The organism is Bradyrhizobium sp. in8p8 (assembly GCF_000426845.1).
Lineage (GTDB): Bacteria > Pseudomonadota > Alphaproteobacteria > Rhizobiales > Xanthobacteraceae > Bradyrhizobium > Bradyrhizobium japonicum_C.
Genome location: NZ_AUGD01000009.1, coordinates 312,422 through 336,274, shown reverse-complemented (window position 1 = coordinate 336,274; position 23,853 = coordinate 312,422). Strand labels below are relative to the sequence as shown.

Here is a 23,853-nt window from a genome sequence, read left to right as displayed (position 1 = left end):
GGATCATGGCGGGCAACGACCAAGTCGACCAGGATGCAATTGCCGCCCAGTGGGAGGCCTCGCTCGATTCCGAGGATCCCGCAGAGGCCGCAAAGGCTGCCGCCGAGAACGAGCTATCGGAAACCATGGCCCTGCAATGGGCGGCCATGGTCGAGGACGGCAGCCGCGATCTCGGCACCGGCAAGAACTCCGGCGAGCGGGTGCTGTCGCAGGAGGAGATCGACAATCTCCTCGGCTTCACGGTCGGCGACGTCACGCTCGACGACCATTCGGGCATTCGCGCGATCATCGATTCGGCGATGGTCTCCTACGAGCGTCTGCCGATGCTCGAAATCGTCTTCGACCGCCTGGTGCGGCTGATGACGACATCGTTGCGCAACTTCACCTCGGACAACGTCGAAGTCTCGCTCGACCGCATCACCTCGGTGCGTTTCGGCGATTACATGAACTCGATCCCGCTGCCCGCCGTCCTCACCGTGTTCAAGGCCGAGGAGTGGGAAAACTTCGGCATGGCGACGGTCGATTCCAACCTGATCTATTCGATGATCGACGTGCTGCTGGGCGGCCGCCGCGGCACCAGCCAGCTCCGGATCGAGGGCCGGCCCTACACCACGATCGAGACCGAGCTGGTCAAGCGGCTGGTCGAGGTGGTGCTGTCCGACGCCGAGCAGGCGTTCCGGCCGCTGTCTCCGGTGACGTTCACGATCGACCGCCTCGAGACCAACCCGCGTTTCGCCGCGATCAGCCGTCCCGCCAACGCCGCGATCCTGGTCCGCCTACGCATCGACATGGAAGACCGCGGCGGCAATATCGAGCTGCTGCTGCCTTACGCGACCATCGAGCCGATCCGGGGCGTCCTGCTCCAGATGTTCATGGGCGAAAAGTTCGGCCGCGACCCGGTCTGGGAGGGCCATTTCGCCACCGAGATCGTGCAGGCCGAGATCGCCGTCGATGCCGTGCTCTATGAAGCCGACATTCCCCTCAAGCAGCTGATGCGGCTCAAGGTCGGCGACACGCTGCCGCTGGACATGCGCGCCGACGCCAACGTCACCGTGCGTTGCGGCGACGTCACGCTGACGGAGGGGCGGATGGGACGGGTCGGCGACCGAGTCGCGATCCGCGTGACGAAACCCTTGCGCAAGCCAAGCACGACACTTGCGATGTTCGAGAAGGTGGACGAGCAGAACAAGATGATGGAGGCCCCATGAACCACTCCCTGGGAATGGCGATCGAGACGCTGGTGGCTATCCTGCTCATGCTGACGATCGTCTACTGCGTCATGCTCAACAAGCGGCTGACGCGGCTGAAGGCGGACGAGCATTCGCTGAAGGCGGTGATCGGCGAACTGATCACCGCGACCGAGATCGCCGAACGCGCGATCGGCGGGCTGAAGCTCGCCGTGCGCGACGTCAACGAGAACCTGGGCAGCCAGCTCGCCGCCGCCACGCAGATGTCGGACCAGCTCTACAAGCAGCTCGGCGAAGCCGACAACGTGGTGCGCCGCTTGTCGAAGATCGCGAGCGCCGCGCGTCCGGTGACCAACCCCGAAACGGTTGCTGCGCCTGCGGCCAAGCCCTCGTCGGCAAAAGCGGTCGCGGCGGCGGCCGAAGCCTTTTCCGAGCGCAGACGATCCAACGGCCTTGCCGCATAAAGTCCGGGCATGAAGTCCTTTCGTAACATCCGAGTCATACCGGTCGTCCTGGTCGCCATCGCAGGACTCGCCACGCTGAAGGTGGCGGGTCTCGCGATCAACGGCGGCTACGTCTTCGAGTACAAGCCGAGCCAGGGCAAGAAATCCTGGGCGGAGGAGAACCTGAATTTTCCGACCGGGCGCGAGGACCCGGATATCACCGGCTCGACCCATGGCGCGCCGAAGGAAGCACCCAAGCCGGCCGCGCCCGAGACAAAGATGGAGGGTGGCACCGTCGTCAAGATCGACGAGGGCCAGCCGCAGGTCTCGGCCTCGGAACGTGCGGTCCTGGAACGGTTGCAGGCGCGGCGGCAGGAAATCGAGGCGCGCCAGCGCGAGATCGACATTCGCGAGAGCCTGCTCAAGTCGGCCGAGAAGCGCATCGAGAACAAGGTCGAGGAGATGAAGGCGGTAGAGACCCGCATCTCCGCAACCCAGGCCGAGCAGAAGGCCGCCGAAGCCCAGCGCATGAAGGGCCTCGTGACCATGTATGAGGGCATGAAGCCCAAGGACGCCGCCCGGGTGTTCGACCGGCTCGAGATGGGCGTGCTGATCGAGATCGCCTCGGCGATCGCGCCACGCAAGATGTCGGACATCCTGGGCCTGATGTCATCGGAAGCCGCCGAGCGGCTGACCGTCGAGATGGCCCGCCGTGCCAATGGTGGTGGCGAACAGTCGGCCTCGGCCGGCGAGCTGCCCAAGATCGATGGCAGGCCGACGCAAAAGCCGAATTGAGGGCTCATACTTAAGAAGTCCTTAGACGGGACGCCCAAAAAGCGACGGCAGATCAAGGGGGGTGTGCGCCCTGTGCGCCGGGGCTGCGCACCTCACTTCCACTGTAATCTCTTTGGCCTCTCGTCGTCTCCGAGCAGCAGGACATCGACCGGCCCGCCAATGCCAGTTGCCGGCCGTAGACCGGCGTCCGATGTTTTCGAGGCCGCTTGGATCAGATCGATCGCGAAGTCAGCCGCCACGTTGACATCCGCCTCTGCGATCCGTTTTACCGAGCTCTGAAATCGGCCATATCGCTCCGTTAGAAAGCGAGATCCTGGACCATGGAGAACGCTTTGGATTAGATAGCTAGCTTCTCCATAGAGCCTAATTTTGCTTTGGTCCTCCGGACCGAACTCTTCGCTCACAATGTCTTCTGCTGCGATTGTTCCATCGTTTAGGTAGTTGACCGAGAAGCTCTGTAGCCTGGATCGATGGGTAGCAGCGTCAAACGACGCGACGACGCCTTGAAAGAGAGAGAGCCCTTTCTTCGGCGCGTAAGAGTTCGGGTTGGCGGCGACGAACCTTCGTGTGCCATCGAGGACGAACTCGATTATCTCATCGAACCTGTCGGTCCTCTCGGCTGCTTCCCGCAGGACATCGGCAGCATCAAACTTCAAATGTTTCAGATGTTCGCACGGATCAAGGTTCATACCTTCCGAAACGGTGGTCGTGCCCGTCATAAATGTCGCGGTCCTTGGATGGCTTTCAATCTCGGTGATTTTGAAGCCTAGATCGCAATACCCAGACCATGTGCTCACGCGGCTGTCGGCGGCTATGATGAGCCCTAACGCGGTGGGGATGGCTACGATCAGTGTCATTGCTTCTTCCGGTTCGCCACGCGCGCGGCCGCAATGCGGCGGTGAGCCTCGAGCACCGCGAGGTCGTAGACTTTCGCCGTGGTGTCAGAATCCGCGGTGTGGCCCATCAGCTTTTTGACGTCGTCGATCGGCGCGCCGGCCGCGCGCGCCTCGGTCGAGCCGGACTTCCGCAGATCTCGGCTCCAAACCTTCGACGACAAGCCGACCTTCTCCTTCACGTCGCACCAGACGTCGTGGAATTTGTCATTGCGGTAGGGGAAGCCCGTCTTCGGGTTGACGATGAGCGGCCCGACGCGCTCGGCCTCGGGAATGAGCGCGAGCTCCTCCATCACCATCGGGCAGGCAGCGAGATCGATCACCACCGGCAGGCCGGTCGTGAATTCGGTCTTCGTCGGCGTCCATCGCAGGATAATGTTTTCGTCCACATGCGCCCATGTCGGCCCAATCCATTTCGTTCCGTGGTCGTGCACGGCCGACGGTTGAGGATCCGAGATCGGAAACCATTGGCCGGTGACGTCCCATTGCCGGACCGCGCCCTCGAACTGGATGGCATAGCAAAGCGCCGCACGCGGGTGACCGAGTTCGTGCGCGGCCGAGCGCGCCTGGACAATGACGTCCGCCGGGAGCGCGACGTCGCGAGGCCGGAGCGTCTCGAACCGGATGGCGTCGAGCACCGCTCGGAATTCGACGCATCCGGGCTTGCGGCAGAGAATGCCGAACGAGAGCGCGGCCTTGAGGACGTAGATGGCCATACGCGCCTTCGCCACCTGGCGCTTTGTCTTGCCCTCCGCCGGCTCGGACCATGCTGCGAACCAGCGCTTCACGTCGCGGCCGTCACAGGCGTTGATCAGGCGCTCGCCGATGTTCGTGCGCATCATGCGCAGGTAGACATCGTACGGCACGCGCGAGGATCGCTTCAGCTTGTGATAGGGGCTTTCCTTATCGACCTGGTAGAGGTCGAACAGCGAGCGGAAGGTGCCGTCAAACTGAGGGTCGACGTTCGATCGTTTCCCTTTCAGCCAAGACAGCATCTCAGCCTGCAGGCGCTCGCAGCGGTGCCGCAGCTGCACCGGATTGCCGACCAGCGATGTCAGGTGCACAGACTTGAGGGGGTAACCCTCGGCGATTGCGGCCTTACTGGCGCGCCACACCGGGCGCTTGCCGTTGTACCTTAAGCCCGGCGGGCGCTTTTCCTTTTCCACGGTCCCCAATCCTCCGGCCCGTCACGCGACGCAACTGGCTGGGCAGTGTCCAGGCGGTACTCGTGATCGAAGAAGCGCTTGATCGCCGGAGTGTACCGGCCGCCCATCTCAGCATCGATCTTGGGGAAGCCGCGGCCCTCAAGTAAAGGGGCCAGCTGGCGCCAATGGGCATATTTCCCCGGTCCCAACAGGGCAATGGAAATTGCCTCCTCCTCGGCGAATAGAGGCAATTTATCGAGCGGTTGGAAGCGGTTGGCCATGGTCAAGCGGCTAGAGGCGGGAAGGCTTTGTGTTCGTGACCCTCGATCCGTCGATCGCAGCTGTTATCACCCATGAGCAGTCCCCTCAGGTTCCGTCTGCAAAAAGCGAGACAGCCTCCGACCCTTCCGGAGGTAGCCGGCCTCGATCTGGCTCGCATCGGCCAAATCGGTCCCGCCAACGATCGAGAGCATCTTTTGCAGGTCACCAAGTTCGAGGCTGAGCTCGCGGACGTTGCTTTCGCCAGTGCTTGGGTTTGTGTTGCCGGCACCGAACCGCAGAAGCTTCGAGGCGGCAACGATCACCTCGGCGCACTCCTCCTGGAGGATGGTGAGGATCTCGCGCTCGTACGGAGTGAGGGGGCGGCCGTCGGTCGGGATAAAACGATCATTGCTCACTCGGCGGCACTCCTCAGCTCTGGTGGGACGGCGGCGGTTTTTGGCGCGGCGTCAGCCATGATAGCCGAAACGCAAGCCTTCATCTTCGATACGCTGACGGCGTTGCCGATCTGCTTGATCTTCTCGGTCTTGGTACCGGCAAACTCGTATTGCTGCTCGGCGTCGTTGAAGCCCATCGCGGCCGCGAGCTCGTGCGGCTCCAGCATCCGGAACAGGATGTCAAATTCCGGCGTGGCCTCGACCAGGTTGACGTGACCGGTGGCGGCGATCGTCGGCGTCGGCTGGTCGATGCCGTGGACGCGCGGCGCCTGGCCGGCGCGCTCGCCGAACTGGGCCGCGATGAACGCAAGCTCGCCTCGGTTGGCCGTCGTCAATGTCGGCAGCGGCTCTGTCAGATCGCGAGCGCGGTTCGACCGATCGGTGTGGGTGATGGGGACCACCATCCCGAACCGCGCGATAGATGTGATGGTCGGCAGCGGCTCGTCGGCGGACTGGCAGGTCTCGCCGCTTCCGGAGCCGTAGTAAGGCGAGATCAGCACGTGGCTGTGCTTGGCAACCTGCGTCGGTGTCGGCTCCTCGATCGACCGCGGCGCGCCTTCTCCGTGCCGGGACAGCACGAATGGCTCCACGACATAACCCGCGCCTGACGTCGTTGCCGTCGGCGCCGGTTCGTCGATCGAGTGCGCCCGCGTCTCGCCGTGGCCGTCGCTGGCGCGATTGAGGATGAAGGGCTCGACCAGTCCGATGCGCGCCACAGAGGTCACGGTTGGCGCCGGCTCGTCCACGCTCTGGGCGTCGCGGCGGAAGTGTTGCTTGACCAGGATCGGCTCGGCTAAGCCGATATGCGTCCCTCCCGCGGTGATCGTCGGTACCGGCAGGTCGAGGCTCTGCGCTGCACCGTGGTTGCGCAACTTGACCAGGAACGGCTTTGGCCATTTGAACCTTACCGCGCCGGCATAGATGCGGGCGAGCGTTTTGGGCGCCAGCGGCTTCTTCCGGTCGAAAATCGAGCGGCCCTTGATCGACCAATCGATGATCTCGCGCGCCGGGCGCCAAGGCTTCACACCGGGGAACAGCGCGAGCTTACCGTCGATCGTTCGCGTGTGCGTCGGCATCGGCCAGAGCACGCGCTTGCGATCGCTCCGCGCCATGAGGATGAAGCGCTGGCGGGTCGTGGCGTCGCCGAAATCGGCGGCGTTCAGCTTCCGCCATTCCGGCTCGAAGCCGAGCCTGCGGATGGTCTCGATCCAGGCATGGAAATACTCGCCCTTGCGCGAGCGGATCGGTTTTCCGGTGCGATGGTCGACCGGGCCCCAGCCGATGAATTCCCAGACGTTCTCGATGATGATGCGCTTGACGCGCAGCTCGGTGAGCCAGGTGATGATGTGCCAGGGATCGGACCGCTGCTGGTCCGACGTCGGCTTGCCGCCGCGCGCGACGGAATGGTGCGTGCAGGTCGGGGATGCCATCAGGAGGTCGAGATAGCCCTCCGGAACAATCATGTGAGGGCGGACCGTCGAGATGTCCTGCACATAGTGCCGGGCCTCCGGGTGGTTCTTCCGATGCGTCTCGATCGCCACGCCCCAGTGATTGACACAGACGAGCTCCATCTCGAGGCCCAACTCGGCCAGCGCACGCGCGCAGCCGGTGGAGGAGCCGCCGGCGCCGCAGAGGAGGTCCGCGACGAGGATCTTGCGGCGCCGGCTCATTCCGCGGCCTCGTCCAGCAAATCGAACAGCGTTGGCACCGAGGCATTCGCCTCGGCGTCCTGGGCGTAGCGGACGCTATCGCGCCAATAGGCGGTGTTGAGTTCGACGCCCAAGCCGAACCGGCCGAGCTTGACCGCGCAGTAGGGCACGGTGCCGATGCCGGCGAACGGGTCGAGCACCGTTTCGCCCTCCATCGAGAGCTGAATTACTAAACGGTCGACAATGTCAAACTGCAGCGGGCAGAGGTGCATCTCGCGACCAGTAGCCGATTGTGCCCCGTTTAGGGTCCGCATGCGTGCAACGTCGGTCCAGACGTCGGGGTGCGCCGAGTGCGGCGGCATGAGCATGAAAGTGCTCGGGAGCCTCTGGGCGTGGTCCATGTCCTCGGTGACAGCGAGGTGGCTGGCGAAGTCGTAGACGCGACCGGCGGAGCGATCGCGCCAAAGCTTGTAGATCTGGTCGTGGGGCAGGGTGGCCAACTCCTCCGACGACAGGAGCCGGTCTCCGGACGACTTGGTGAAGCCGTGCGCATCCAGCTGCCAGCGGGCCCGGGAATACCCGGTGCCGGGCACCGGCTTCTTCCAGTTGGTGCGCGCGTCGAACGGCGCCGGCTCGCCGTGGTCATCGCAGAGCGGCTTCTCCTTGACCACCGGAACGTCGGCATAGCCGTTCGATCGATCCGTCGGCGGCTTCCGGAACAGCAGCACGTATTCCGGCATGCCGGCGCCCATGCGGGAGCCGTCCTTGCATTGCTCGGTCCAGCCGAGCCGGTAAGTCTGGTTGTTCTCCCGAACGACGTCGGTGACGATGGTTTTGCGGGCGAGGAAGGCAAAACCGTGCTTGCGGAAGTGCGTCACGCATTCGTCGGAGAACGGCTGCACGGTCTGGAAGCCGAGGCCGTTGATGCCGCCCGGAACGATCCGGTCCTTGACGTGAATGGCGGCGACGCGGCCGGGCTCGAGGACTCTGAGCAGCTGCGGCGTCAGGAAGTCCATCTGCCGCCAGAAGTGGTCGTTGTCGTCGGTGTGGCCGAAGTCGTTGTAGCTCGGCGTGTATTCGTATTGCGTGCTGAACGGGATCGAGGTGACGATCAGGTCGACGCTGTCCGCCGGCATCGAGGAGACTTCCTCGACGCAGTCGTTATTGACCAGCCGATAGCTGACGCCCTCGGCCTCGGTCCGCTCGACGCCGATCGACCGGTCGAGCGCGCTGGCGAGAGAGGCTTGCGTCAGCCCGAACTGCCGGATGATGCCGCTCATGATCTCGGCCTGGCGATCGTGCTGCTGCCAGCGGCGTTCCAGCGTGCGCCTGATCTCGCGCTCGGCCTCGGTGTAGATCAGGTCAAGGCGGACGCGTTGCGTCTGGCCGAAGCGGGCGAGGCGGTGCACGGCCTGGATGAAGTCGTGGAACTTGAAGCCGATGCCGAGGAAGATGGCCCAGCTGCAATGCATCTGGAAATTACAGCCGGCGCCGGACATCTCCGGCTTCGTTGCGAGCTCGCGGAAGCGGCCGTGCTTGAAGTCGACGGCGTGCTTCTCGTTCGTCTCGAGATCCTGCGAGCCGAAGATGGCGCGCGCGTCCGGTACCGCCGCCTGGATGGCATGCCGCTCGGCTTCGAGGTCATGCCAGAGGATCCGGTGCGCCTCCGGGGCCTCCGCGCGCAGCGCCTGCATCTTGGCGATCCGCGCCGGCAGGCTCTCGCGCTTCTCTCGCGCGGCGTCCTGGACGCCGGCGGCGGCGTTCCGGAACATGCGGCCCTGCCCGTCGCGTTCGTGCCCGGCCGTGGCATGGTCGCTCGCGACCTCGTGCCAGCGCACGTCGACCGCGGGCAGAGTGTAGCCCTCGTCGGAGAAGCCGAGGTCGGAGGGCCTGCGCACGAACAATGCCCAGGACGCCACCCACAGCCAGAATTCCCGCTCCTTGTGCGGGTGGATCACGAGTTTGTCGGCCTTCTCCGAGTTGCGCTTGAAGAACCGCGTCTTGGCCTCGCCGACGTCCATGACGCCAAGGAAGGCGGCATAGGCCAGCAGCTCGATGAATTCGTTCGGGTCCGGCGTCGCGGTGGCGACGAACCGCCACTTCACGTTCTCGAACAGCCGCATGAACTCGCGAAACGTCTTGGTGCCGCCGAAGCCGCGCAGCACCGCCGCCTCGTCGAGCGAGGCGAAACCGAACAGGTTCAGGTCGAGCTTGCTCTCCCGGACGCTCTCATAGTTCGTCAGGTAGATGACATCGGTGCGGGCGAGATCGAGCTCGCTGGTCGAGCGGACGAAGACGAGGTTGACGGCAAACTCGCCGGTGAACCGAACGGCGGCCTCCTCGGTGAATTCGTGGCGGACGCCGAGCGGCACGACGATGAGCGGGCGGGCGCCGCGCTTCAAGGCCAGGCGGGCGAGCTCGATCTGCGCCGAAGTCTTGTGCAGTCCGAAGGACGAGAAGATGCCGCGCCGGCCGCCGCTCGCGGCCCAGCGCACGATCGCCTGAACGAAGTCCTTCAGCGCCGGGTTGATCTCCGAGGCGTCCACGTCGAACCCGTGGCGCGAGGCGAGCCGCACCTTGGCACGTAGAAACTGGCGATAGTCGGCGAGCTTGCCCATCAGTTCCAGTTCCAGAACCCTTGCGCGCCCTGCGAGGGCACCGGTGACGGGAAGGGCTGCACCTCCGAGACAGGCCAGGCGTACATCTGATGGTCGAGGCGATCGCTGTCGGCGACGATGTGCTTGAAGAGGTCGAAGGATTTCTGCGGGTGGCCGAGCCTGGCGGTGCCGAGCGCCTGCGCCAAAGGAAGTTTGATCTCGCCGTCGAGCACTCGCTCAATGAAGGGCTTGGCGATATCCGCGACCAGCGCGCTCTCCCCCTCGTCGATCCGCGCGATGATGTCTTCGAGCTCGAGCTTCTTCGGCGGGCGCGCACCGGCGTGAACCACGATGCGCTGGCCGACCAGCTTTGCCAGATGCGGTTTGTCTGTGAAATTCCACTTCCGAAATTCGTATGGCTTGGCGCCGATCATGATCAGCGACGCCCAAGGCTGCCACAGGGTGAGGGTCTTCATGCCCGGGGTAAGTCCGGGCATTGCCCGCCCGGCCTCGGCGGCGTTGACGACGCGGACCGCCTCGCGGTGGTTGTCGCTGATATCGCCGGTGGCTTGAAAGGAGTCGTAGACCGCAGCCTTGAGCGGGCTCGGCACCATGCGCCAGTGCCGCGCGCACATGTAGACGCCGCGAGGGACATTGGCCGTGCAGCTGTCGACGGGGCAGCGGTGCGTCATTGCATGATCCCAAAACAGCCGGGCGTGGTGCACGCCGCATGCAGGTGTCCGTTCACACGCGCGCGGGCCCAGCGCACGGTACCGACCTCGCAGGCCGGGCAGGGGAAATCGCCGGTCTGGCCCCAGCTCGGCTTATTCTTTCGGTCCGTCGAGTTGCCTGGGATCTTCTCGATGATCAGGATCGCGCGGGCTTGGCTCTCGGCGCGCCATTGCGCCCACGCCGCGCGCTCATCGTCCGTCCATTCCTCGCGCCAAGGGCATGCGGCCTTGTCCGCGTCGGGCATGCAGTTGGCCGTGCTGGCCAGTTCTTCGTCCGTCGCCGGCATCGAAGGATCGGTGTCGCCACCGGCGAGGCGGATGCCGGCTGCGCACTTGGGACCGCTCCAGTTCATGCCGCGCTCGTATCTGTAATGGCGACAGTGATGACTTGCGTGCGGGGGCGGGGTAAAGGTCATCGCACCACCCCGTGATTTGCGGCAAGCTCGGCGCGACGCGCGGCGCCGGCTTCAGTCAGCCGGTAGAGCTGGATCAGACCAGCGCCAGGCATCGACGCGACCGTCGACAGATCGACGAACGTGAACCACTGTGCGTCGATCCCGCGCTCGAACGCGAGCTGCTGGTCTTCTTCAAGCTTGGTCGCGAGACCGATGCCGAACTTGCCCTTCTCGTTGGCGAGCGAGAGCAGTTCCCAATCGGCTTGATCGAATGTCTTCACGATGCGCAGGCTCATGATGCGAACAGCCATGTTTGGGCCTGCAATTCGCCGCGGCCGGTGATGAGGTCGAGAGAACGCAGCCGGCTCAGGTATGTGGCCCAACTTCCGGAGCTGTGGCTGTAACCGGCTTTCTCCGCTGCCTCGGCGTGAGAGAGGCCGTTCGGATAGGCCTCCAGCAGAGGGGCGAGGATCCGCTGCATCGGCCCGTCGATTTTTCCGAGCACCGCCTGGTGGAGCGCCTCGATCGACGGCGTCGCCTCTGGCTCGCGCGCGACCGCCGCGCCGTCTCCGGTCAGCACCAAGTCGCCGCGCCCCTCGATCAGGCCCTTCGATCGCAACCGGCTGAGATATGTCGCCCAGCTCCCGGACTTGTGCGAGTAGCCGGCGATGAACGCGGTCTGCGCGTGGCTCGGCGCGGCGATCCGCATCACGTTCCACCAGCGGATGGCGTCGATGATCTTCTGCTCGGGGCCGGAAATGCTGCCGTCACCACCTGCAGGCGCAGATGACGGCGCGCGCGATACCGGCGAAGCAACCGGCCCACGCTTCGGGGCGTCCACGGTGGTTTGCTTCACCGTCTGCGGGCCCGATTGGAATTTCACGCGGTCGCTCACGTCTGGGAAGGCTATCTTCGCCGTCTTGATGCCGGCATTGATGGCTTCGACCAGCGGCGAGGCCAGCTTCTTCAGATCCTCCAGCGCCGAGACGATCGTCTCTTGCCCGACGCGCTTGGCCTCGGTGATGACGGCCGCTTTGCCTTTCTCGAAGCCGATCCTCTCGGCCTCGACCAGCTCGGCCGCCGGTGGGCGCACCGTTCGCGCGGCATCGCGCTCCTGCTCCAGTTTTCGATTGTCCCGCTCCAGCACGCCGATCCGCTCGCGTAGCGCCTTCGGATCGTTGGCCTTGGCCTCCTGGACCACCGCAGCGAGCCGATCTTTCAGCTTGTCGACATCCAGCGCGGGGAGGGTGCGGCGCCCCAGCTTCTCGCCGCGCTTGGGCTTGCGCGAGCTGTCGAAAGTGACCTTTTGCGGGAACGAGCGTCGATCGAGAATGCCGAGGCCGGGCAGCCAGACGATGCCTTCGCCCACCTTGAAGGTCGGGAGCGAGGCCTTGATCTCCTTGCCCTGTTCCTTGTCGGCCTGGCCCTCGATCCAGGCGTCGAGTGCGTCGCGGTCCTGCACCGACGTCAGCTTGAAGGCGAGCAGCCCGTCGACCTGGCTGAGGACATTCTTGTTCAACACCGCCGGCCGCTGCGAGATCAGCCATGGGATGAAGCCGCGCACGCGGCCGCGGCGGACGATGTTCTCCATGTGGCCAAGCAGCACTTCATCGCCGGCGTGCGGCTTCTGAGGCGCGAACAGATCTGCCTCATCCACCACGAGGTGGAACGGCTCGCCGCCGGCCTTGCGATAAATCGTCTCGAGGAACGCCACCATGAAGCGGCGTTCGGCGGCGCGGCTGGGCAGCTTCGAGAGGTCGATGATGCAGCTCTCGGCCATGCCTGCAGCCGTCTCGCCGATCAGTGCGCCAGCCTGCTCATTGAGCGGCAGATCCGCGTGGTCGCCGCCGAAGATCACGACGTCGAAGCCGGACGGCTTCTTGCCGTCGGCTGTTAGGCGCAAACCCCACCAGACGCCAAGCGGGTCAATGATGACGACGCGCGCCTTGTGGTTGGCCAGCAATATCTCAACGGCGGTGCCGGCGTTATAGGTCTTGCCGGACCCACTCGTGCCGATGAAGCCGAGCCGATCGTCGAGGGCCTCGCGCGGGATGGGGTGTCTCATTCCACGATCTCCGGGCAAGGATGCCGCGCGATCGCCTGGTCGAGCGTGAGCCCGCGCTCGGCTTCAGGAAGAGGGATGATCGCGATCGTCGATTGCTCTATCAGCGGCCAATCCATCATCGACCGCGGGTCGAGCAGGTCGAGGGAAGCGACGGGCCCGCGCAGGCCGCGGCGCCAAACGATAAAGTTCATTGGCCAGTCTCCAGCAGTCTCGACGCGTTCGCTTCGAAACGGGTGATCCAGTCTTCCAGAAATTGGCTATGGCGTCGGAGCGCGTCATCAATCTGATCTGCGGCGCGCTTCATCTCGCCTGCTGCATGGCTCATGGTGTTGGCTGCGGACTGAACCTGTTCGGTGCCGAGCAATGTCATGTATCGGTCGCTCACGACGCGCTCCGCTTCGAAAGGATCTTTCGCAGCGCTGCCAGAGCTGCGCGGCGGCTGGGATAGCGCTTGCGCCAGTTTCCGAAAGCTCGGCGCCGACGATCAGAATGGGATTTCGTCATTGAGATCATCATTCCGCTGATATTGCTGCTGGTGGCCGGACGATGACCGCGTTCCGGGGCTGGCGGGGCCGCGGTCATCGTCCTCACCGCGATCGCCGCCGCGGTCGAGCATCACGAGCTTGCAGTTGAAGCCCTGCAACACGACCTCGGTCGTGTACTTCTCGACACCGGAGCGATCGGTCCACTTACGCGTTTGCAGCTGGCCTTCGATGTAGACCTTCTGGCCCTTGCGGCAGTATTGCTCGACGACGCCGACCAGACCTTCCTGTTTCACAACAATGTTGTGCCATTCAGTCTTCTCGCGGCGCTCGCCGCTGTTCTTGTCACGCCAGCTTTCCGACGTCGCGATGCTCAAGTTCGCGACCGAGCCGCCGCGCTCAAAGGTCCTGATGTCGGGGTCCTTCCCGAGATTTCCAACGAGGATGACCTTGTTGACCGAGCCGGCCATCACCGCTTCTCCAGCCAGTATTTTGCGGTGAACTTCTTGTCCTCATCCATGTCCGGCTGCTTCATGATCCAACGGAGATAATCAGGATCGCAGTCGGACCAGGGCGTGCCGCGGTGCTTGCCGAAATTGATCGCGCCGGGGAGTAGCGATGGCTGATTGCTCCATGTGACCATGTCGTCGATCGAGACTCCGGTTCGGATCGCTGCGGCGAGAATGAAGGCCGTCACGTAGGCGTCGGGCGCTGCGCGATGCGGTGGCATGGCGAGCTCATCGTCGAGCTCGATGTCGAGAAAGTAGCGCAGACACTGATTGCTGTGGCTTGGACTATCCGGCCAGAGCCTACGTCCGACCTTCAGCGTGCAGATCCACCGCGCCGATGGCCCGCCTGCAAAGAATTCGCGCTCGAAAGCGGCGTTGTGAGCGGCAAACACGTCAGGCGGCCCCTTCGTAAGTGCCACGAAGCCGTGCGCAATGGGGGGGCGCCGAACACATCGGCGTCGCTGATGTGGTGAATGGCGCGCGCCTCGGGCGGCATCGCCCGGTTAGGGTCGACCAGCATGCCGACGGGCTTGCCGATCTCGCACGCCGTCGTTCCGGCATAGGTGCGGAGGTCGCACCAGCCGACCTCACACACGGCGGCATCCGGCGGCATGCCCGTCGTCTCGAAGTCGAGGACCCGGATCAGCATCACGGCAGTTCCTTCCGCCGCGTAATCGCGAGCTGCTGGAATTCCTGAAAGCGCGGAGCCGTCTGGCAGGCGGCGCGCAGCGCCTTCTCGGCGTCGCTGTTGAACCAGGGCGCGACCTCGTTCGCCTTGGTCATGGCCGCCAGTTTCGTGCGCAAGTAGCGCTCGTATTCGTCAATGGTCGTCGGCTCGGCGCCGGGCGGCCACGGGCGATCGGCGGCGTCCTGCGGGTCGGCCGCGGGCTCGTCCGGCATCTCGTCGATATCAGCGTCGGCCTCGGCCGCCGTCTCCTCGGGTGAGGGGGAGGCCGGCGCCGGGGTGGTCGCTCCCGGGCCGGCCTCCGTGCGCGCCACTTCCGTCCCGTTCGCGGGAGCGGCGGCAGTCTCCTGACGCGCGGCGGGACCAGCGGCTTGCTCGCCGCCTCCGTCCTTGCGCGCCGTGGTCGTGGTGGGAGCCGAGGCTTGCCTTTGCGGAGGTGATGCCTCGGCTCCCCTGCTCGCTCCACCGGCGGCGGTGGAGGTTGCATCCTTGCGCGGCGCGGTCGCCGCCTGAACGGTCTCTTGTGACTGGCCTTGCTCGCCGGTCTCCTCCGGACCGTCGTCGAGGACCTCGCCGGTTTCGTTGTCGACCGTTGCACCGGCATAGGCGTCGAACGCCTGGCGCGACGACAGCCGGCGGGCCGCCTGCGGCTTGGCGATCTGCTCATCGCCCTCCTGGAAGTCGACGCCGAAGCGCTGATCGTCGCGAGCGATCATCTCGGAGAGCTCGCGGGAGTGCGGCAGCTGCTTGTAATGCCGGCGCGCGACGACCTTGCGCGCCATCTCGGGAACGAAGGCCTGATCCTTCCATGGCCCGTTGCTGGCCTTGGACTTGGACGCGATCTGCATGATGTCGAAGGCGCCCATGACCTCGCGGACGGTCTCGCCGGTCATCAGCTTGGCGATCGAATAGGCGCCGACGATGCCGCCCGGGTTCTGCGTCCCAACATAGGGCTTGTGACGGATGAAGGCGTTGTCGCCGAGCTCGTACTCGAAGTCGTCCTTCTCCCGGACGACCTGGACTTCCCACGCCTTAACCTTGCCGGTCTCGAAGATCTTCTTCCGGTAGCCCTCGATCATGGGCATCCATGTCGCGAGCTCGGCGACGCGTTTGCCTTCGGCGTTCTCGCCATACGGGACGATCGCGCCCTCCTTGTTGTCGGGAAGCAACCCGTCCTTGGCCGCCTCGACGCAGGCATTCCAGATCGAGGGAAAGGTGCACTTGAGCAGGGACGGCTTTTTCTGCAGCGCGATCATGATGGCCGAGACAAAATAGTCCGGCCGGATGTGCGGCGGCAGCGCTTCCTCGAGCGTCGCCATGCGCTGGTTGACGTAGTCGCGGAACTGCACGATCGGCGGCGGCGCCTTCGGCTGCTGCTGGGCTGGGAGATTGCCGGTTGGCGTCTGTTGCGGCGAGGCCTGGCGGGTGGTGCGTTCAGCGGTCTTGGTCGGCGCCATCGGAATGGTCCTTGATTTGGTCGGGAGGAAGAAGGAAATGAGCGCACCAATCGTCGGCGCTCGTGAACGGCCAGACCGCAGCGTGGGAGCGGTCATCGGCTACGGGCGGCCTCGCTCGGCAAGCGCCGCTGTCCTCGACGTCGCGCGATGAGACCGAGTTGTCCCACCACCGACAGGAATGGCATCGACGATCAATCATGGTCGTCACCGCCTGAACTGCGTGGCGACGTCCTCGAACACGCGGACGCCATCGATCTTGGTGTGTTGCTTGGTGGCGCGGACGGCCTTGCCGATGGCCTTTTCGATCTCCTTCACCGGGAAGTGCGCGCGCAGCGCGTTGAGGTCGACCTTGGAGATGTCGAGGATCTCGAACTTCCACTCGGTCTTGCCCGTCGCCATCGCGCCGTCGTCGGCGCTGACACGGACAACCCAGCGGTGTGGTACCAGGACTATCTGCACGCCCGAAAGGCTGCCATGCTGGAAGCCATGGCGATCCGTGACGTCTTGGCAGGACTGAGCGAAGACCAGCCGCCTGGCATCCAGTCGTGAAGAAGGATCGGTCGTGATCGAGGGTCTCGGGTCCCCCTCGATGCTCAGTCGGGCCTTTCGGACCCAGCTGCGGCCGCCGCCCCGGATCAAGCTGTCGACGTGGCTCGAGGCGGCGCCGGACGGGATTCCAAACTTCGTGCTGCCGGACGCCGACAATTCGGCGCCGGGTAGGCTGCGGCTCTACGCCTACCGAAAGGCCCGCAGCCTCTCGCTCGCCCGCGTTTCAGTGCTGGTCTTCAATGACGGCAAGAAACTGAACGGCATTGCCAGCGACGGCGCCGATCTTTCGACCGGAAAGTACGAATTCGCCATGCAGTGGTTCTCCACGAATTGGCCGGAAGGCGCCGAATGGCCGGCGAAGGTCGAGCGGCCGCGTGCGAAAGCCGAGCTGAGGTTGTCATGAGAGGTACCAGGATCGTTTCTACAATGATCTCGACTTGGCCGTCGCTCGCTAAGTTCGCGGCAGACGCCCGGGTCTCGTACGGAGCCGCCAAGAAAATGCGCGCCCGCGGATCGATCCGCATCAAGTACTGGCCGGCGATTATCGACGGAGCGTGCCGCCGCGGCATTCCTGGCGTTTCCTCGAAAAGTCTGATGGCCGCGCACACTGCTGCCAAAGCCGCGTCGTGAACGCGGCTTCTGCGTTTTTGCGTCCGATTTTTCAAACCGAGTAGCGAGTACCGACATGCCGAAAGCCTATTCGACGGTGGCGTCAGCCTCAAATTCAGCGGCTGCAAGGTCTTGCAGTCGAAACGAAGCTGGCTTGCAGACGAATTCGGTCGTCATGCGCGCCGTGCAGGCGTTTTGGCCAACGAAAACAATGATCGAGCTGCGTGAGGCCACGCAGGCGAGCGATCGCATGATCCAGTATTGGCTGGCGAACAAATACTCGCTCTCCGCCGCGGATCTGGCGAAGCTCCTGCGCACGGAGGCCGGCCTCGTCATCCTCGAAAACCTGATGGCCGGGTCTCGGCCGACCTGGTGGAAGCGCTTCAAGCGCTCGTCACAACTGGCTGCGTTGCGTGCCGCACAGGAAGCGCAGCGTCGTCAGATCGAGCAGCTCGAGCTGGAGTTCAACGAGTGATCCGGGAAGCGGCAGCATCGGCGGCATACTGGCTGGGCGTATTCTGCCTCTGGCGATCGCGCGCGTGGTCGTGGCGGTCCGAGCTGATGAGCGATGTCGCAACTTGGCTCGATACGACCGACAGCTGGGCAGAGATCCGCGCGCGGCGGGGAGGGGACCAGATGCGGCAGCTCGCGTCCTCGCTGAAGGGCACGCCGTTCGGCGACCTGATCGCGGCGCGGATCGACGAAATCCCGCTGTAGGCGGCCGTTCGTTTCAGTCTTTGCAACGCTGCGGCACGCGTAAGGCCGCGGACAGCGGGCGTCATGTTACGGCGCCGGGGGATATGCCATGTCCATCAATGGCAAGCTGCTCACCTTCGATCTCGCGGCGAACACCGGCTATGCCGTTGGAGAGCCGGATGCCACGCCAACATTCGGATCACACAAGTTCGAGTCGACCGGCGACAATTACGGCCGTCACCAAGCCAACGTCCGCGCCTGGCTGCGGCAGATCATCATCGTCGAGAAGCCTGCGCTGATCGGCTATGAGCAGCCGAGCATCTTCGGCGTCACGACCCCGGCTACCGTGATCAAGCTCTGCTCGTATGCCTCGACCCTGGAGGAGGAGTGCCTGCGCGAGGGGTTTGGGATCCCCGTGCGCATGATCAATCCGTCGCAGGTGAAGAAGTTCTGGACCGGGAAAGGCAACGCCAAGAAGCCGGACATGACGTTGCGCGCACGCAACTACGGCTTTGCCGTCGGCAACGATGACGAGGCCGATGCTGTCGCGATGTGGTTCTGGATGGTCCAGTGCTACGGCACGGAAGCACAAAAGCGCCGCTTCGAGCAGATGCGCTTTGAAGTCGATATGGGCCGCGAGCAGGCGAGGGCATTCTGATGCCCAGGACCCCAAAACGCCCCGCCGGCTACTCCGAGCACGGCAAATCGAAGGCGATCGCTGTCCGTTTCTCCGCGAAGCTGTTCGAGCGCATCGCCGACGAGGCCGAGCTGAACGGGCGGACATTCAGCAGCCAAGTGCGCGTCTACATCGGTCTCGCGATGACTGCGGCCCCGCGGAAGGAAGACGCGAAGCCATGACCACTGCGGCCGAGAAACAGGCAGACGAAGCGATCCGCAACGCCATGGAAATGGCGGAGCGCAAGGTCGGCCTGGCTGAGATGATCAAGAGCGTCGATCTCGAGGCCCACCGGATCGAGGGCTCGGAGCGCGCCCGGCTGCTGGCCGGCCTAATCGACGAGCCGGGATGGGAGCAGGTCGAGCGGATCATGCTGCTGCTGGCGGTGATGAAGTTCCTGCAGCAATGCAGCGAAAAGCCAGACAAGGCGATCGAATGGCTGAGGAGGCGCCGCGATGCAGCGTCCTGACTTCGGCATCGGCAAATACTTTGCGATCAAGTGGACGGACGAACGCAAGGCTTACGTCAAGCATCTCGCGAACCAGGGAATGAGCGCCTCGCAGATCGCCGTCGATATCGGGCTCGATGCAAAGTCGGGCCCGCGCATCAACATGGCGTGCCGGAAATTCGGCATCAAGTTGACCGCCAAGGGCGGCCGGCGGCCGCAGCGGCCACAACCGATCACTGTCGAAATCCCCGAGGCCAACGTCCCGACGCTGCACGCGCTGGCTACAAAATACGGCATGGCCAAAGTCGACGTCGCGCGACAGTTGCTCGCCGCGATGTTCGACCAGGGCGAGGCCTTCCTCGACAATCTCCTGGACCTTGCCCGCGATGATGCCTGAAGTGCTCGAGGAATATGTCCTCGGCGACATCGAGGACGAGCGGGGCGCGAAGCTGTCTGACCAGCTTGCCGAGCATCGCCTGCTTGCGCTGATGCTGCGGCGGCCGGAGATCGCGCCGGAGATGCGCGACCTGGTGTCCTCGCGCGAGTTCTTCGATCGGGCGCTCGGCCGCGTGTTCGACGGGATGGTCAGCCTCGACGGCTTCGCGCCCGAGCCAAAACAGATCATCGAGTGGCTCGGCGGCGAGACGATGGTGATCGCCGGCAGGCCGGCCAAGCAGTTCGTCGGCTATCTCGTCGGCCTCGGCGACGAGCTGGGTGATGACGACGCCAGCGCCTACGCGCAATCGATCTTCGAGACCGCCGAGCGGAGGTTCACGCAGGAAGGGCAGACCAACTTGGTCGGGCTCGACGCCTGGCAGTCGAAGATGGGCTTGCTGCTGTTCGAGGACCGGGATGCGGTCTCGCCGGATCAGTACGACTATCTCGTCGAGGACCTGATCCCGGAGCAAGAGCTCACCATCATCATGGGCCCATCACAGGCCGGGAAATCCTTCATCACCTATCACCTCGCCATGTGCGTCGCCCGCGGCGTGCCGTTCTTCGGGCGGCGGATCCTGAAGCCGCAGCCGGTCGTGTGGTGCGCCTATGAGGGCGGCCGCGGCGCACGCGGCCGCATGCTGGCCTATTCGCGCTATTTCGACGTGCAGGCCAGCGTTCCCTTCGCCGCTCTGACGCATCCGGTCGACCTCTGGTCCAAGGAACTCAACGTCGACGAACTGATCAAGGAAATCGACGGCCTTTGTCGCATCGCCTTCGGCGGCCAGCGGCCGGGCGCCGTCATCATCGATACCCACAACGCCGCCACCCCGGGGGCGTCCGAGATCGACAGCGAGGTCGTGTCCAAGATCCGCGACCGCTACAAGGCGATCATCCGCGCGCTCGAGTGCTCGCTGATCGTGATCGGCCACACCAATGCGCTCGGCAAGCACCGCGGCAATGAGCAGCTGACCAACAACGTCGAGACGGTGATCGCGGTCCACAAGAAGACGCGGGTCGAAAACCGCCAGAATATCCAGATCAAGGACAATGACAGCCGCGATGTCCGGACCATGGAGATCCAGAAGCAGCGGGAGGGCGAGACCGGAACGGTCGCCGACTTCGTGCTGCACGGCGTCGAGACGGGCATCAAGAACAAGTTCGGCAAGGTGCGCACATCCTGCGTGGTGACGGAGCCGAACTGGTCGGTCGAGCCGGAAAAAGGCGAGGAGAAGCGCTCCGGCGACACCAAGGGCGGCTTCAAGCTCACCGACATCGAGGACCAGTTCTTCAAGGCCTTCTGGAAGGCGCTGCACGAGAGCGGCCAGGAAGCGCCGCCGGAGCTCGGCCTGTCGCGCAGCACGCACGTCGTGCACCGCGCGCTGGTCAGCAAGATCTACCGCCAGAGCGCGATCCCAGAAGACGGATCGCAACCCGTCTCCGAAAACACGCTGAAGTCGCGATGGAGCCGCTCGACCGGACGGCTGAAGAAGCTCGGCGTCATCGGATTTCAGGAGCCGTGGTTCTGGTGGACGGGCAAGCCAATCATCGGAATGCCGGCGACGCAGCCGCAGCGATACATGTTTGATGATCCCGTCGACCATGGGATGCCAGAGACGGAGTTTCCGGAGTGACAGCAGCAACGGAGGGAGAAATGGACGCAACGACAGAGACCGAAGCTTCAGCAGCCGCGGCGCCTGATGCCGCCGATCTGGCCGGCTTCGAGTGGTGCATGTGCGAGATCTTCGGTCATCGCAGCCACGCCGGCCGCGCACGCGAGGAGGAGCGGTTCGGCAGCAAGATGATGCGGATCGATGCGCTCCGCATTGCAGCCGACGGCTCCGACATCTGGCAGACGTTCTATTACAGCGGCGGATCGCTGTTCTCCTACCAGCCCAGCACCGAGGAGACCGTACGCGCGCGGGCGCCGCGAGATTATGCGCCGCGCCGGGCGGCTGCGCTGCCCGCGCCGGAGCTCGATTTTGATCCTGATGTCGACGAAGGCGGCGATACCGACGGGTCGACCGACGATCGAGACTACGAGCACGGATAGCCATGGCGTCCCTGACAAGGCGCGAGCGACGCTTCCTCGCCGCCATGCTGCCAAACGGTACGGTCGCAACCGGTTCGGGTACCTGTGGAGCCCGGACGCCGAGCTCAACATGTACCGCGATCGCATCGTGTCGCGGGTGCGCGACATTGTGCGCAACGATGGCTGGGCGTCCGGCGCGATTACGCGGGTGCTGGACAACGCGATCGGCCCGATGCTGCGGCCGATCCCGAAGCCGGACTATCGCTGGCTGCAGATGTACACCGGCATCAAGGGATTTGATCACGAGTGGGCCAAGGACTACGCTCGCGCGGTCGACGCCAACTGGCGATCCTGGGCAGCCGACGTCGGCAAATGGTGCGATGCTGGCCGGAACCTCAATTTCGGCCAGATGGCGCACGTCGCGCTTCGGCACAAGTTGGTGGACGGCGACACGATCGCGGTCATGAAGTGGCTCCCCGGGCGCGTCGGCTATCAGAACGCCCGGCGCGATTTCCACGCCGAGCAGAAATTCTCGGTCGGAAACGCCCGTGTTCCGATCATGTTTCCGGGTGAAAAGATCAACATCCTTGACGCCAAGCGGCCGTCGGCAAACTTCGGGCAGTTCGAAGCCGCGGTACTCCGCAACGTCGCCGCCGGCACCGGGCTATCGACGCAGCAGATCTCCAACAACTGGTCGGACGTCAACTATTCGAGTGCGCGCGGCGCGTTGCTCGAGGCCTGGAAGACGATCGATCGGCGCCGCGATGAATTCACGACGAATTGGGCAGCGCCGATCCGCTGCTGCGTGATGGAAGAGATGCACGCCTTCGATGAATTGCCGCTTCCGGCCGGCGCGCCAGATTTCATCGAATGCCGAACCGCCTACAGCCGGGCCAGATGGCTGGGCGCGCCGCGCGGCTGGATCGATCCGACCAGCGAGGCGCAGGCGGCGATCCTGCGCATGGATGGCGCGCTTTCGACGCTCGAAGACGAGGCCGCTTCGCAGGGCCTCGATTTCGAGGAGGTGCTCGAGCAGCGCCGGTACGAAATCGGGCTGTTCGAGGAATACGGCATCCCGCTTCCGGAGTGGTCCGGAAAACAGGACGTTCCGGCCAGTCGGCAGACCTCGCCAAAGTGACGGCATCGCCAACCGCGAGACCTCTCCTATGAAATCTTCCCTCTCCATCTTCGATGCGCCCCTAGCGCTGCTGCCGAGCGCGGCCGCGGCGATGCTGGAGGAGGTGCGCACCCGGATGCTGCGCGGCAGCACCGCGCCGGACGCCCTGTTGGCACCGGCCGCTCCGGCCTCGGAATGGAAGCCATACGACCTGGTCGCCGGCGTCGCGATCATTCCAATCAGCGGCGTGCTGGTGCACGAGGACCCCTATTACTGGTCGGACGAGACGCAATATGCGCGGATCGCCGGGCAGTTTGTGGCCGCGATCCAGGACGAGGACGTTCGTGGCATCCTGATGCACGTGAACTCGCCAGGTGGAGTGGTGTCGGGCTGTTTCGATCTTTCGGATGCCATCTTCGGACTGCGCGGCAGCAAGCCGATCTGGTCGATCGTCGATGAGAGCTGCTATAGCGCGGCTTATGCGCTGGCTTCAGCCTCCGACCGCATCCTGATGCCGCGCACGGCCGGCATCGGTTCGATCGGCGTCATCACCATGCATGTCGACGTCACCAAGATGCTGGAGAATTTCGGCGTCAAGGTCACCATGATCCAATACGGCGCCCGCAAGGCGGACAGCTATCCTACGGTGGTTCTGTCTGATGAGGCGCGCGAGCGTATGCAGGCTGATGTCGACACGCTCGGCGAGATGTTCGTCGACCTCGTCGCCAGAAATCGCGGCATCGAAGCATCCACGGTGCGCGAGACGGAGGCCGCATGCTTCCTCGGAGAGGACGGCATCAAAGCCGGTCTCGCGGATGCAGCGATGCCTGTGGACCAGGCGTTGCTGGAATTCATCGAACACGTCAACACATAACGGAGACTTCGAAATGTTGAAAGCACGCGCTTCTGTCCCGCAGTCCGGCGCCAGCACCAGCACGCTCGCCCGCATGGCTTCACTCGCCCTCGGCACCGCCAAGAAGGCCGAGGATGAGAATGACAAGAAGGACGTCAAGTCCGAGAGCGACGACGAGGACAAGGAAGACGACAAGAAGGACGCCAAGTCCGAGGACAAGAAGGACGACGAAGGCGCCGAAGACGGCGGTGACGACGAAGACATGTCCGAGGACGAAGACGAGAACGACAAGGCCGAGAAGGACGGCGACGACGAGAGCGACGAAGACGACAAGGCCGACAAGAAGGCCCGTGCCGCCCGCCGCCGCGAGCGCGGCCGGATCGCCTCCATCATCACCTCGAAGGCCGCGCAGCGCAGCTCGTCCCACTACGCGATGGCCGTCAATCTTGCGCTCAACACCCAGATGAACCGCGGCGAAGCTATTGCGCTTCTGGGGGGGATGCCGGATGTGCCGGCCGCGGCCGAGCCCCCGAAGCCTGCCAGTCAGGCCGCGCGCGAGCGTCTCAACGGCGCACCCAATCCGGACGTCGGTTCCGGGGATGGTGGCGACGGCAAGGGGCCGAACCTCGCAGCTCAGATCGTCGCCGCCGGCAAAAAGCGCCGCGGCGAAGCGTAACGGTCTCGCATCC

33 protein-coding genes are annotated in these 23,853 nt (G+C 64.5%); 16 read left to right on the top strand and 17 right to left on the bottom strand.

Features of this window, described 5'->3' with window-relative positions:
* The first annotated feature begins 5 nt into the window (after positions 1-5).
* From fliM to K408_RS0123890, 3 genes are read left to right on the top strand one after another with little or no spacing between them, the layout of a single operon-like run.
* Positions 6-1,208 (top strand): flagellar motor switch protein FliM, encoded by a 1,203-nt coding sequence (gene fliM / locus K408_RS0123900; protein WP_024341022.1) that lies wholly within the window; start codon positions 6-8, stop codon positions 1,206-1,208.
* The gene (locus K408_RS0123895) at positions 1,205-1,651 is read left to right on the top strand and encodes a DUF6468 domain-containing protein (protein ID WP_024341021.1); all 447 of its coding nucleotides are present in this window, start codon (positions 1,205-1,207) and stop codon (positions 1,649-1,651) included. The genes fliM and K408_RS0123895 overlap by 4 nt, the downstream gene beginning before the upstream one ends.
* 9 nt (positions 1,652-1,660) lie before the next feature.
* Positions 1,661-2,425: a MotE family protein gene (locus K408_RS0123890; protein WP_024341020.1), complete on the top strand. Its 765-nt coding sequence runs from the start codon at positions 1,661-1,663 to the stop codon at positions 2,423-2,425.
* Positions 2,426-2,517: 92 nt separating this feature from the next.
* Here K408_RS0123890 and K408_RS0123885 read toward each other — a convergent pair whose 3' ends face one another.
* The 17 genes from K408_RS0123885 to K408_RS0123810 form a co-directional block, all read right to left on the bottom strand.
* Positions 2,518-3,282 carry a hypothetical protein gene (locus K408_RS0123885; protein ID WP_024341019.1) on the bottom strand — a complete coding sequence of 255 codons (765 nt, stop codon included), beginning with the start codon at positions 3,280-3,282 and terminating at the stop codon, positions 2,518-2,520.
* Positions 3,279-4,484: a site-specific integrase gene (locus tag K408_RS0123880; protein WP_024341018.1), complete on the bottom strand. Its 1,206-nt coding sequence runs from the start codon at positions 4,482-4,484 to the stop codon at positions 3,279-3,281. The genes K408_RS0123885 and K408_RS0123880 overlap by 4 nt, the downstream gene beginning before the upstream one ends.
* Positions 4,454-4,744, bottom strand: coding sequence for a hypothetical protein (locus K408_RS38605; RefSeq protein ID WP_024341017.1), 291 nt, complete (start codon positions 4,742-4,744; stop codon positions 4,454-4,456). The genes K408_RS0123880 and K408_RS38605 overlap by 31 nt, the downstream gene beginning before the upstream one ends.
* A 66-nt stretch (positions 4,745-4,810) precedes the next feature.
* On the bottom strand, positions 4,811-5,140 hold the full coding sequence (locus K408_RS0123870; protein ID WP_024341016.1) for a hypothetical protein: 330 nt from the start codon (positions 5,138-5,140) through the stop codon (positions 4,811-4,813).
* Positions 5,137-6,849: a DNA cytosine methyltransferase gene (locus K408_RS38600; protein WP_024341015.1), complete on the bottom strand. Its 1,713-nt coding sequence runs from the start codon at positions 6,847-6,849 to the stop codon at positions 5,137-5,139. Before K408_RS38600 ends, K408_RS0123870 begins: the two co-directional genes overlap by 4 nt.
* Positions 6,846-9,446: a DNA methyltransferase gene (locus K408_RS0123860; protein ID WP_024341014.1), complete on the bottom strand. Its 2,601-nt coding sequence runs from the start codon at positions 9,444-9,446 to the stop codon at positions 6,846-6,848. The genes K408_RS38600 and K408_RS0123860 overlap by 4 nt, the downstream gene beginning before the upstream one ends.
* Positions 9,446-10,117, bottom strand: coding sequence for an ASCH domain-containing protein (locus tag K408_RS0123855; protein WP_024341013.1), 672 nt, complete (start codon positions 10,115-10,117; stop codon positions 9,446-9,448). Before K408_RS0123855 ends, K408_RS0123860 begins: the two co-directional genes overlap by 1 nt.
* Positions 10,114-10,509, bottom strand: a complete 396-nt coding sequence (locus tag K408_RS0123850) for a hypothetical protein (RefSeq protein WP_024341012.1) — start codon at positions 10,507-10,509, stop codon at positions 10,114-10,116. Before K408_RS0123850 ends, K408_RS0123855 begins: the two co-directional genes overlap by 4 nt.
* A gap of 59 nt (positions 10,510-10,568) precedes the next feature.
* The gene (locus K408_RS0123845) at positions 10,569-10,862 is read right to left on the bottom strand and encodes a hypothetical protein (RefSeq protein WP_155248592.1); all 294 of its coding nucleotides are present in this window, start codon (positions 10,860-10,862) and stop codon (positions 10,569-10,571) included.
* On the bottom strand, positions 10,844-12,616 hold the full coding sequence (locus K408_RS40375) for an ATP-binding protein (RefSeq protein WP_024341010.1): 1,773 nt from the start codon (positions 12,614-12,616) through the stop codon (positions 10,844-10,846). Before K408_RS40375 ends, K408_RS0123845 begins: the two co-directional genes overlap by 19 nt.
* Positions 12,613-12,807, bottom strand: a complete 195-nt coding sequence (locus tag K408_RS0123835) for a hypothetical protein (RefSeq protein ID WP_024341009.1) — start codon at positions 12,805-12,807, stop codon at positions 12,613-12,615. Before K408_RS0123835 ends, K408_RS40375 begins: the two co-directional genes overlap by 4 nt.
* The gene (locus K408_RS0123830; protein WP_024341008.1) at positions 12,804-13,001 is read right to left on the bottom strand and encodes a hypothetical protein; all 198 of its coding nucleotides are present in this window, start codon (positions 12,999-13,001) and stop codon (positions 12,804-12,806) included. Before K408_RS0123830 ends, K408_RS0123835 begins: the two co-directional genes overlap by 4 nt.
* A gap of 99 nt (positions 13,002-13,100) precedes the next feature.
* Positions 13,101-13,568, bottom strand: coding sequence for a single-stranded DNA-binding protein (gene ssb / locus K408_RS0123825; protein WP_024341007.1), 468 nt, complete (start codon positions 13,566-13,568; stop codon positions 13,101-13,103).
* Positions 13,568-13,828, bottom strand: a complete 261-nt coding sequence (locus tag K408_RS41220) for a hypothetical protein (protein ID WP_080654917.1) — start codon at positions 13,826-13,828, stop codon at positions 13,568-13,570. Before K408_RS41220 ends, ssb begins: the two co-directional genes overlap by 1 nt.
* Before the next feature lie 92 nt (positions 13,829-13,920).
* Positions 13,921-14,256 carry a 3'-5' exonuclease gene (locus K408_RS41215; RefSeq protein ID WP_080654916.1) on the bottom strand — a complete coding sequence of 112 codons (336 nt, stop codon included), beginning with the start codon at positions 14,254-14,256 and terminating at the stop codon, positions 13,921-13,923.
* Positions 14,256-15,749: a recombinase RecT gene (locus K408_RS0123815; RefSeq protein ID WP_024341006.1), complete on the bottom strand. Its 1,494-nt coding sequence runs from the start codon at positions 15,747-15,749 to the stop codon at positions 14,256-14,258. The genes K408_RS41215 and K408_RS0123815 overlap by 1 nt, the downstream gene beginning before the upstream one ends.
* A gap of 204 nt (positions 15,750-15,953) precedes the next feature.
* Positions 15,954-16,148 carry a hypothetical protein gene (locus K408_RS0123810; protein WP_024341005.1) on the bottom strand — a complete coding sequence of 65 codons (195 nt, stop codon included), beginning with the start codon at positions 16,146-16,148 and terminating at the stop codon, positions 15,954-15,956.
* Positions 16,149-16,311: 163 nt separating this feature from the next.
* Here K408_RS0123810 and K408_RS43500 point away from each other — a divergent pair, with 163 nt between their 5' ends.
* The 13 genes from K408_RS43500 (at position 16,312) to K408_RS40365 (ending at position 23,840) form a co-directional block, all read left to right on the top strand.
* Positions 16,312-16,701: a hypothetical protein gene (locus K408_RS43500; RefSeq protein WP_245265911.1), complete on the top strand. Its 390-nt coding sequence runs from the start codon at positions 16,312-16,314 to the stop codon at positions 16,699-16,701.
* 23 nt (positions 16,702-16,724) lie between these two features.
* On the top strand, positions 16,725-16,928 hold the full coding sequence (locus tag K408_RS38585; protein ID WP_024341003.1) for a hypothetical protein: 204 nt from the start codon (positions 16,725-16,727) through the stop codon (positions 16,926-16,928).
* A gap of 190 nt (positions 16,929-17,118) precedes the next feature.
* Complete coding sequence (locus K408_RS0123790; RefSeq protein WP_155248591.1) at positions 17,119-17,382, top strand: hypothetical protein; 264 nt, start codon at positions 17,119-17,121, stop codon at positions 17,380-17,382.
* The gene (locus K408_RS0123785) at positions 17,379-17,624 is read left to right on the top strand and encodes a hypothetical protein (protein WP_024341001.1); all 246 of its coding nucleotides are present in this window, start codon (positions 17,379-17,381) and stop codon (positions 17,622-17,624) included. Before K408_RS0123790 ends, K408_RS0123785 begins: the two co-directional genes overlap by 4 nt.
* Positions 17,625-17,712: 88 nt before the next feature.
* On the top strand, positions 17,713-18,261 hold the full coding sequence (locus K408_RS38580; RefSeq protein WP_024341000.1) for a RuvC family protein: 549 nt from the start codon (positions 17,713-17,715) through the stop codon (positions 18,259-18,261).
* Positions 18,261-18,461, top strand: a complete 201-nt coding sequence (locus K408_RS0123775; protein ID WP_024340999.1) for a hypothetical protein — start codon at positions 18,261-18,263, stop codon at positions 18,459-18,461. Before K408_RS38580 ends, K408_RS0123775 begins: the two co-directional genes overlap by 1 nt.
* A complete protein-coding gene (locus K408_RS0123770; protein WP_024340998.1) occupies positions 18,458-18,748 on the top strand; it encodes a hypothetical protein in 291 nt (96 codons plus the stop codon). Before K408_RS0123775 ends, K408_RS0123770 begins: the two co-directional genes overlap by 4 nt.
* Positions 18,735-19,124 carry a hypothetical protein gene (locus tag K408_RS0123765; protein ID WP_024340997.1) on the top strand — a complete coding sequence of 130 codons (390 nt, stop codon included), beginning with the start codon at positions 18,735-18,737 and terminating at the stop codon, positions 19,122-19,124. The genes K408_RS0123770 and K408_RS0123765 overlap by 14 nt, the downstream gene beginning before the upstream one ends.
* Positions 19,114-20,796, top strand: a complete 1,683-nt coding sequence (locus K408_RS0123760) for an AAA family ATPase (protein ID WP_024340996.1) — start codon at positions 19,114-19,116, stop codon at positions 20,794-20,796. Before K408_RS0123765 ends, K408_RS0123760 begins: the two co-directional genes overlap by 11 nt.
* 20 nt (positions 20,797-20,816) lie before the next feature.
* A complete protein-coding gene (locus K408_RS42865; protein ID WP_024340995.1) occupies positions 20,817-21,215 on the top strand; it encodes a hypothetical protein in 399 nt (132 codons plus the stop codon).
* Positions 21,100-22,332, top strand: a complete 1,233-nt coding sequence (locus K408_RS38575; protein WP_155248590.1) for a phage portal protein — start codon at positions 21,100-21,102, stop codon at positions 22,330-22,332. Before K408_RS42865 ends, K408_RS38575 begins: the two co-directional genes overlap by 116 nt.
* Positions 22,333-22,360: 28 nt before the next feature.
* Positions 22,361-23,185, top strand: coding sequence for a S49 family peptidase (locus tag K408_RS0123745; RefSeq protein WP_024340993.1), 825 nt, complete (start codon positions 22,361-22,363; stop codon positions 23,183-23,185).
* 13 nt (positions 23,186-23,198) lie between these two features.
* Positions 23,199-23,840: a hypothetical protein gene (locus K408_RS40365; RefSeq protein ID WP_024340992.1), complete on the top strand. Its 642-nt coding sequence runs from the start codon at positions 23,199-23,201 to the stop codon at positions 23,838-23,840.
* Positions 23,841-23,853: the final 13 nt, after the last annotated feature.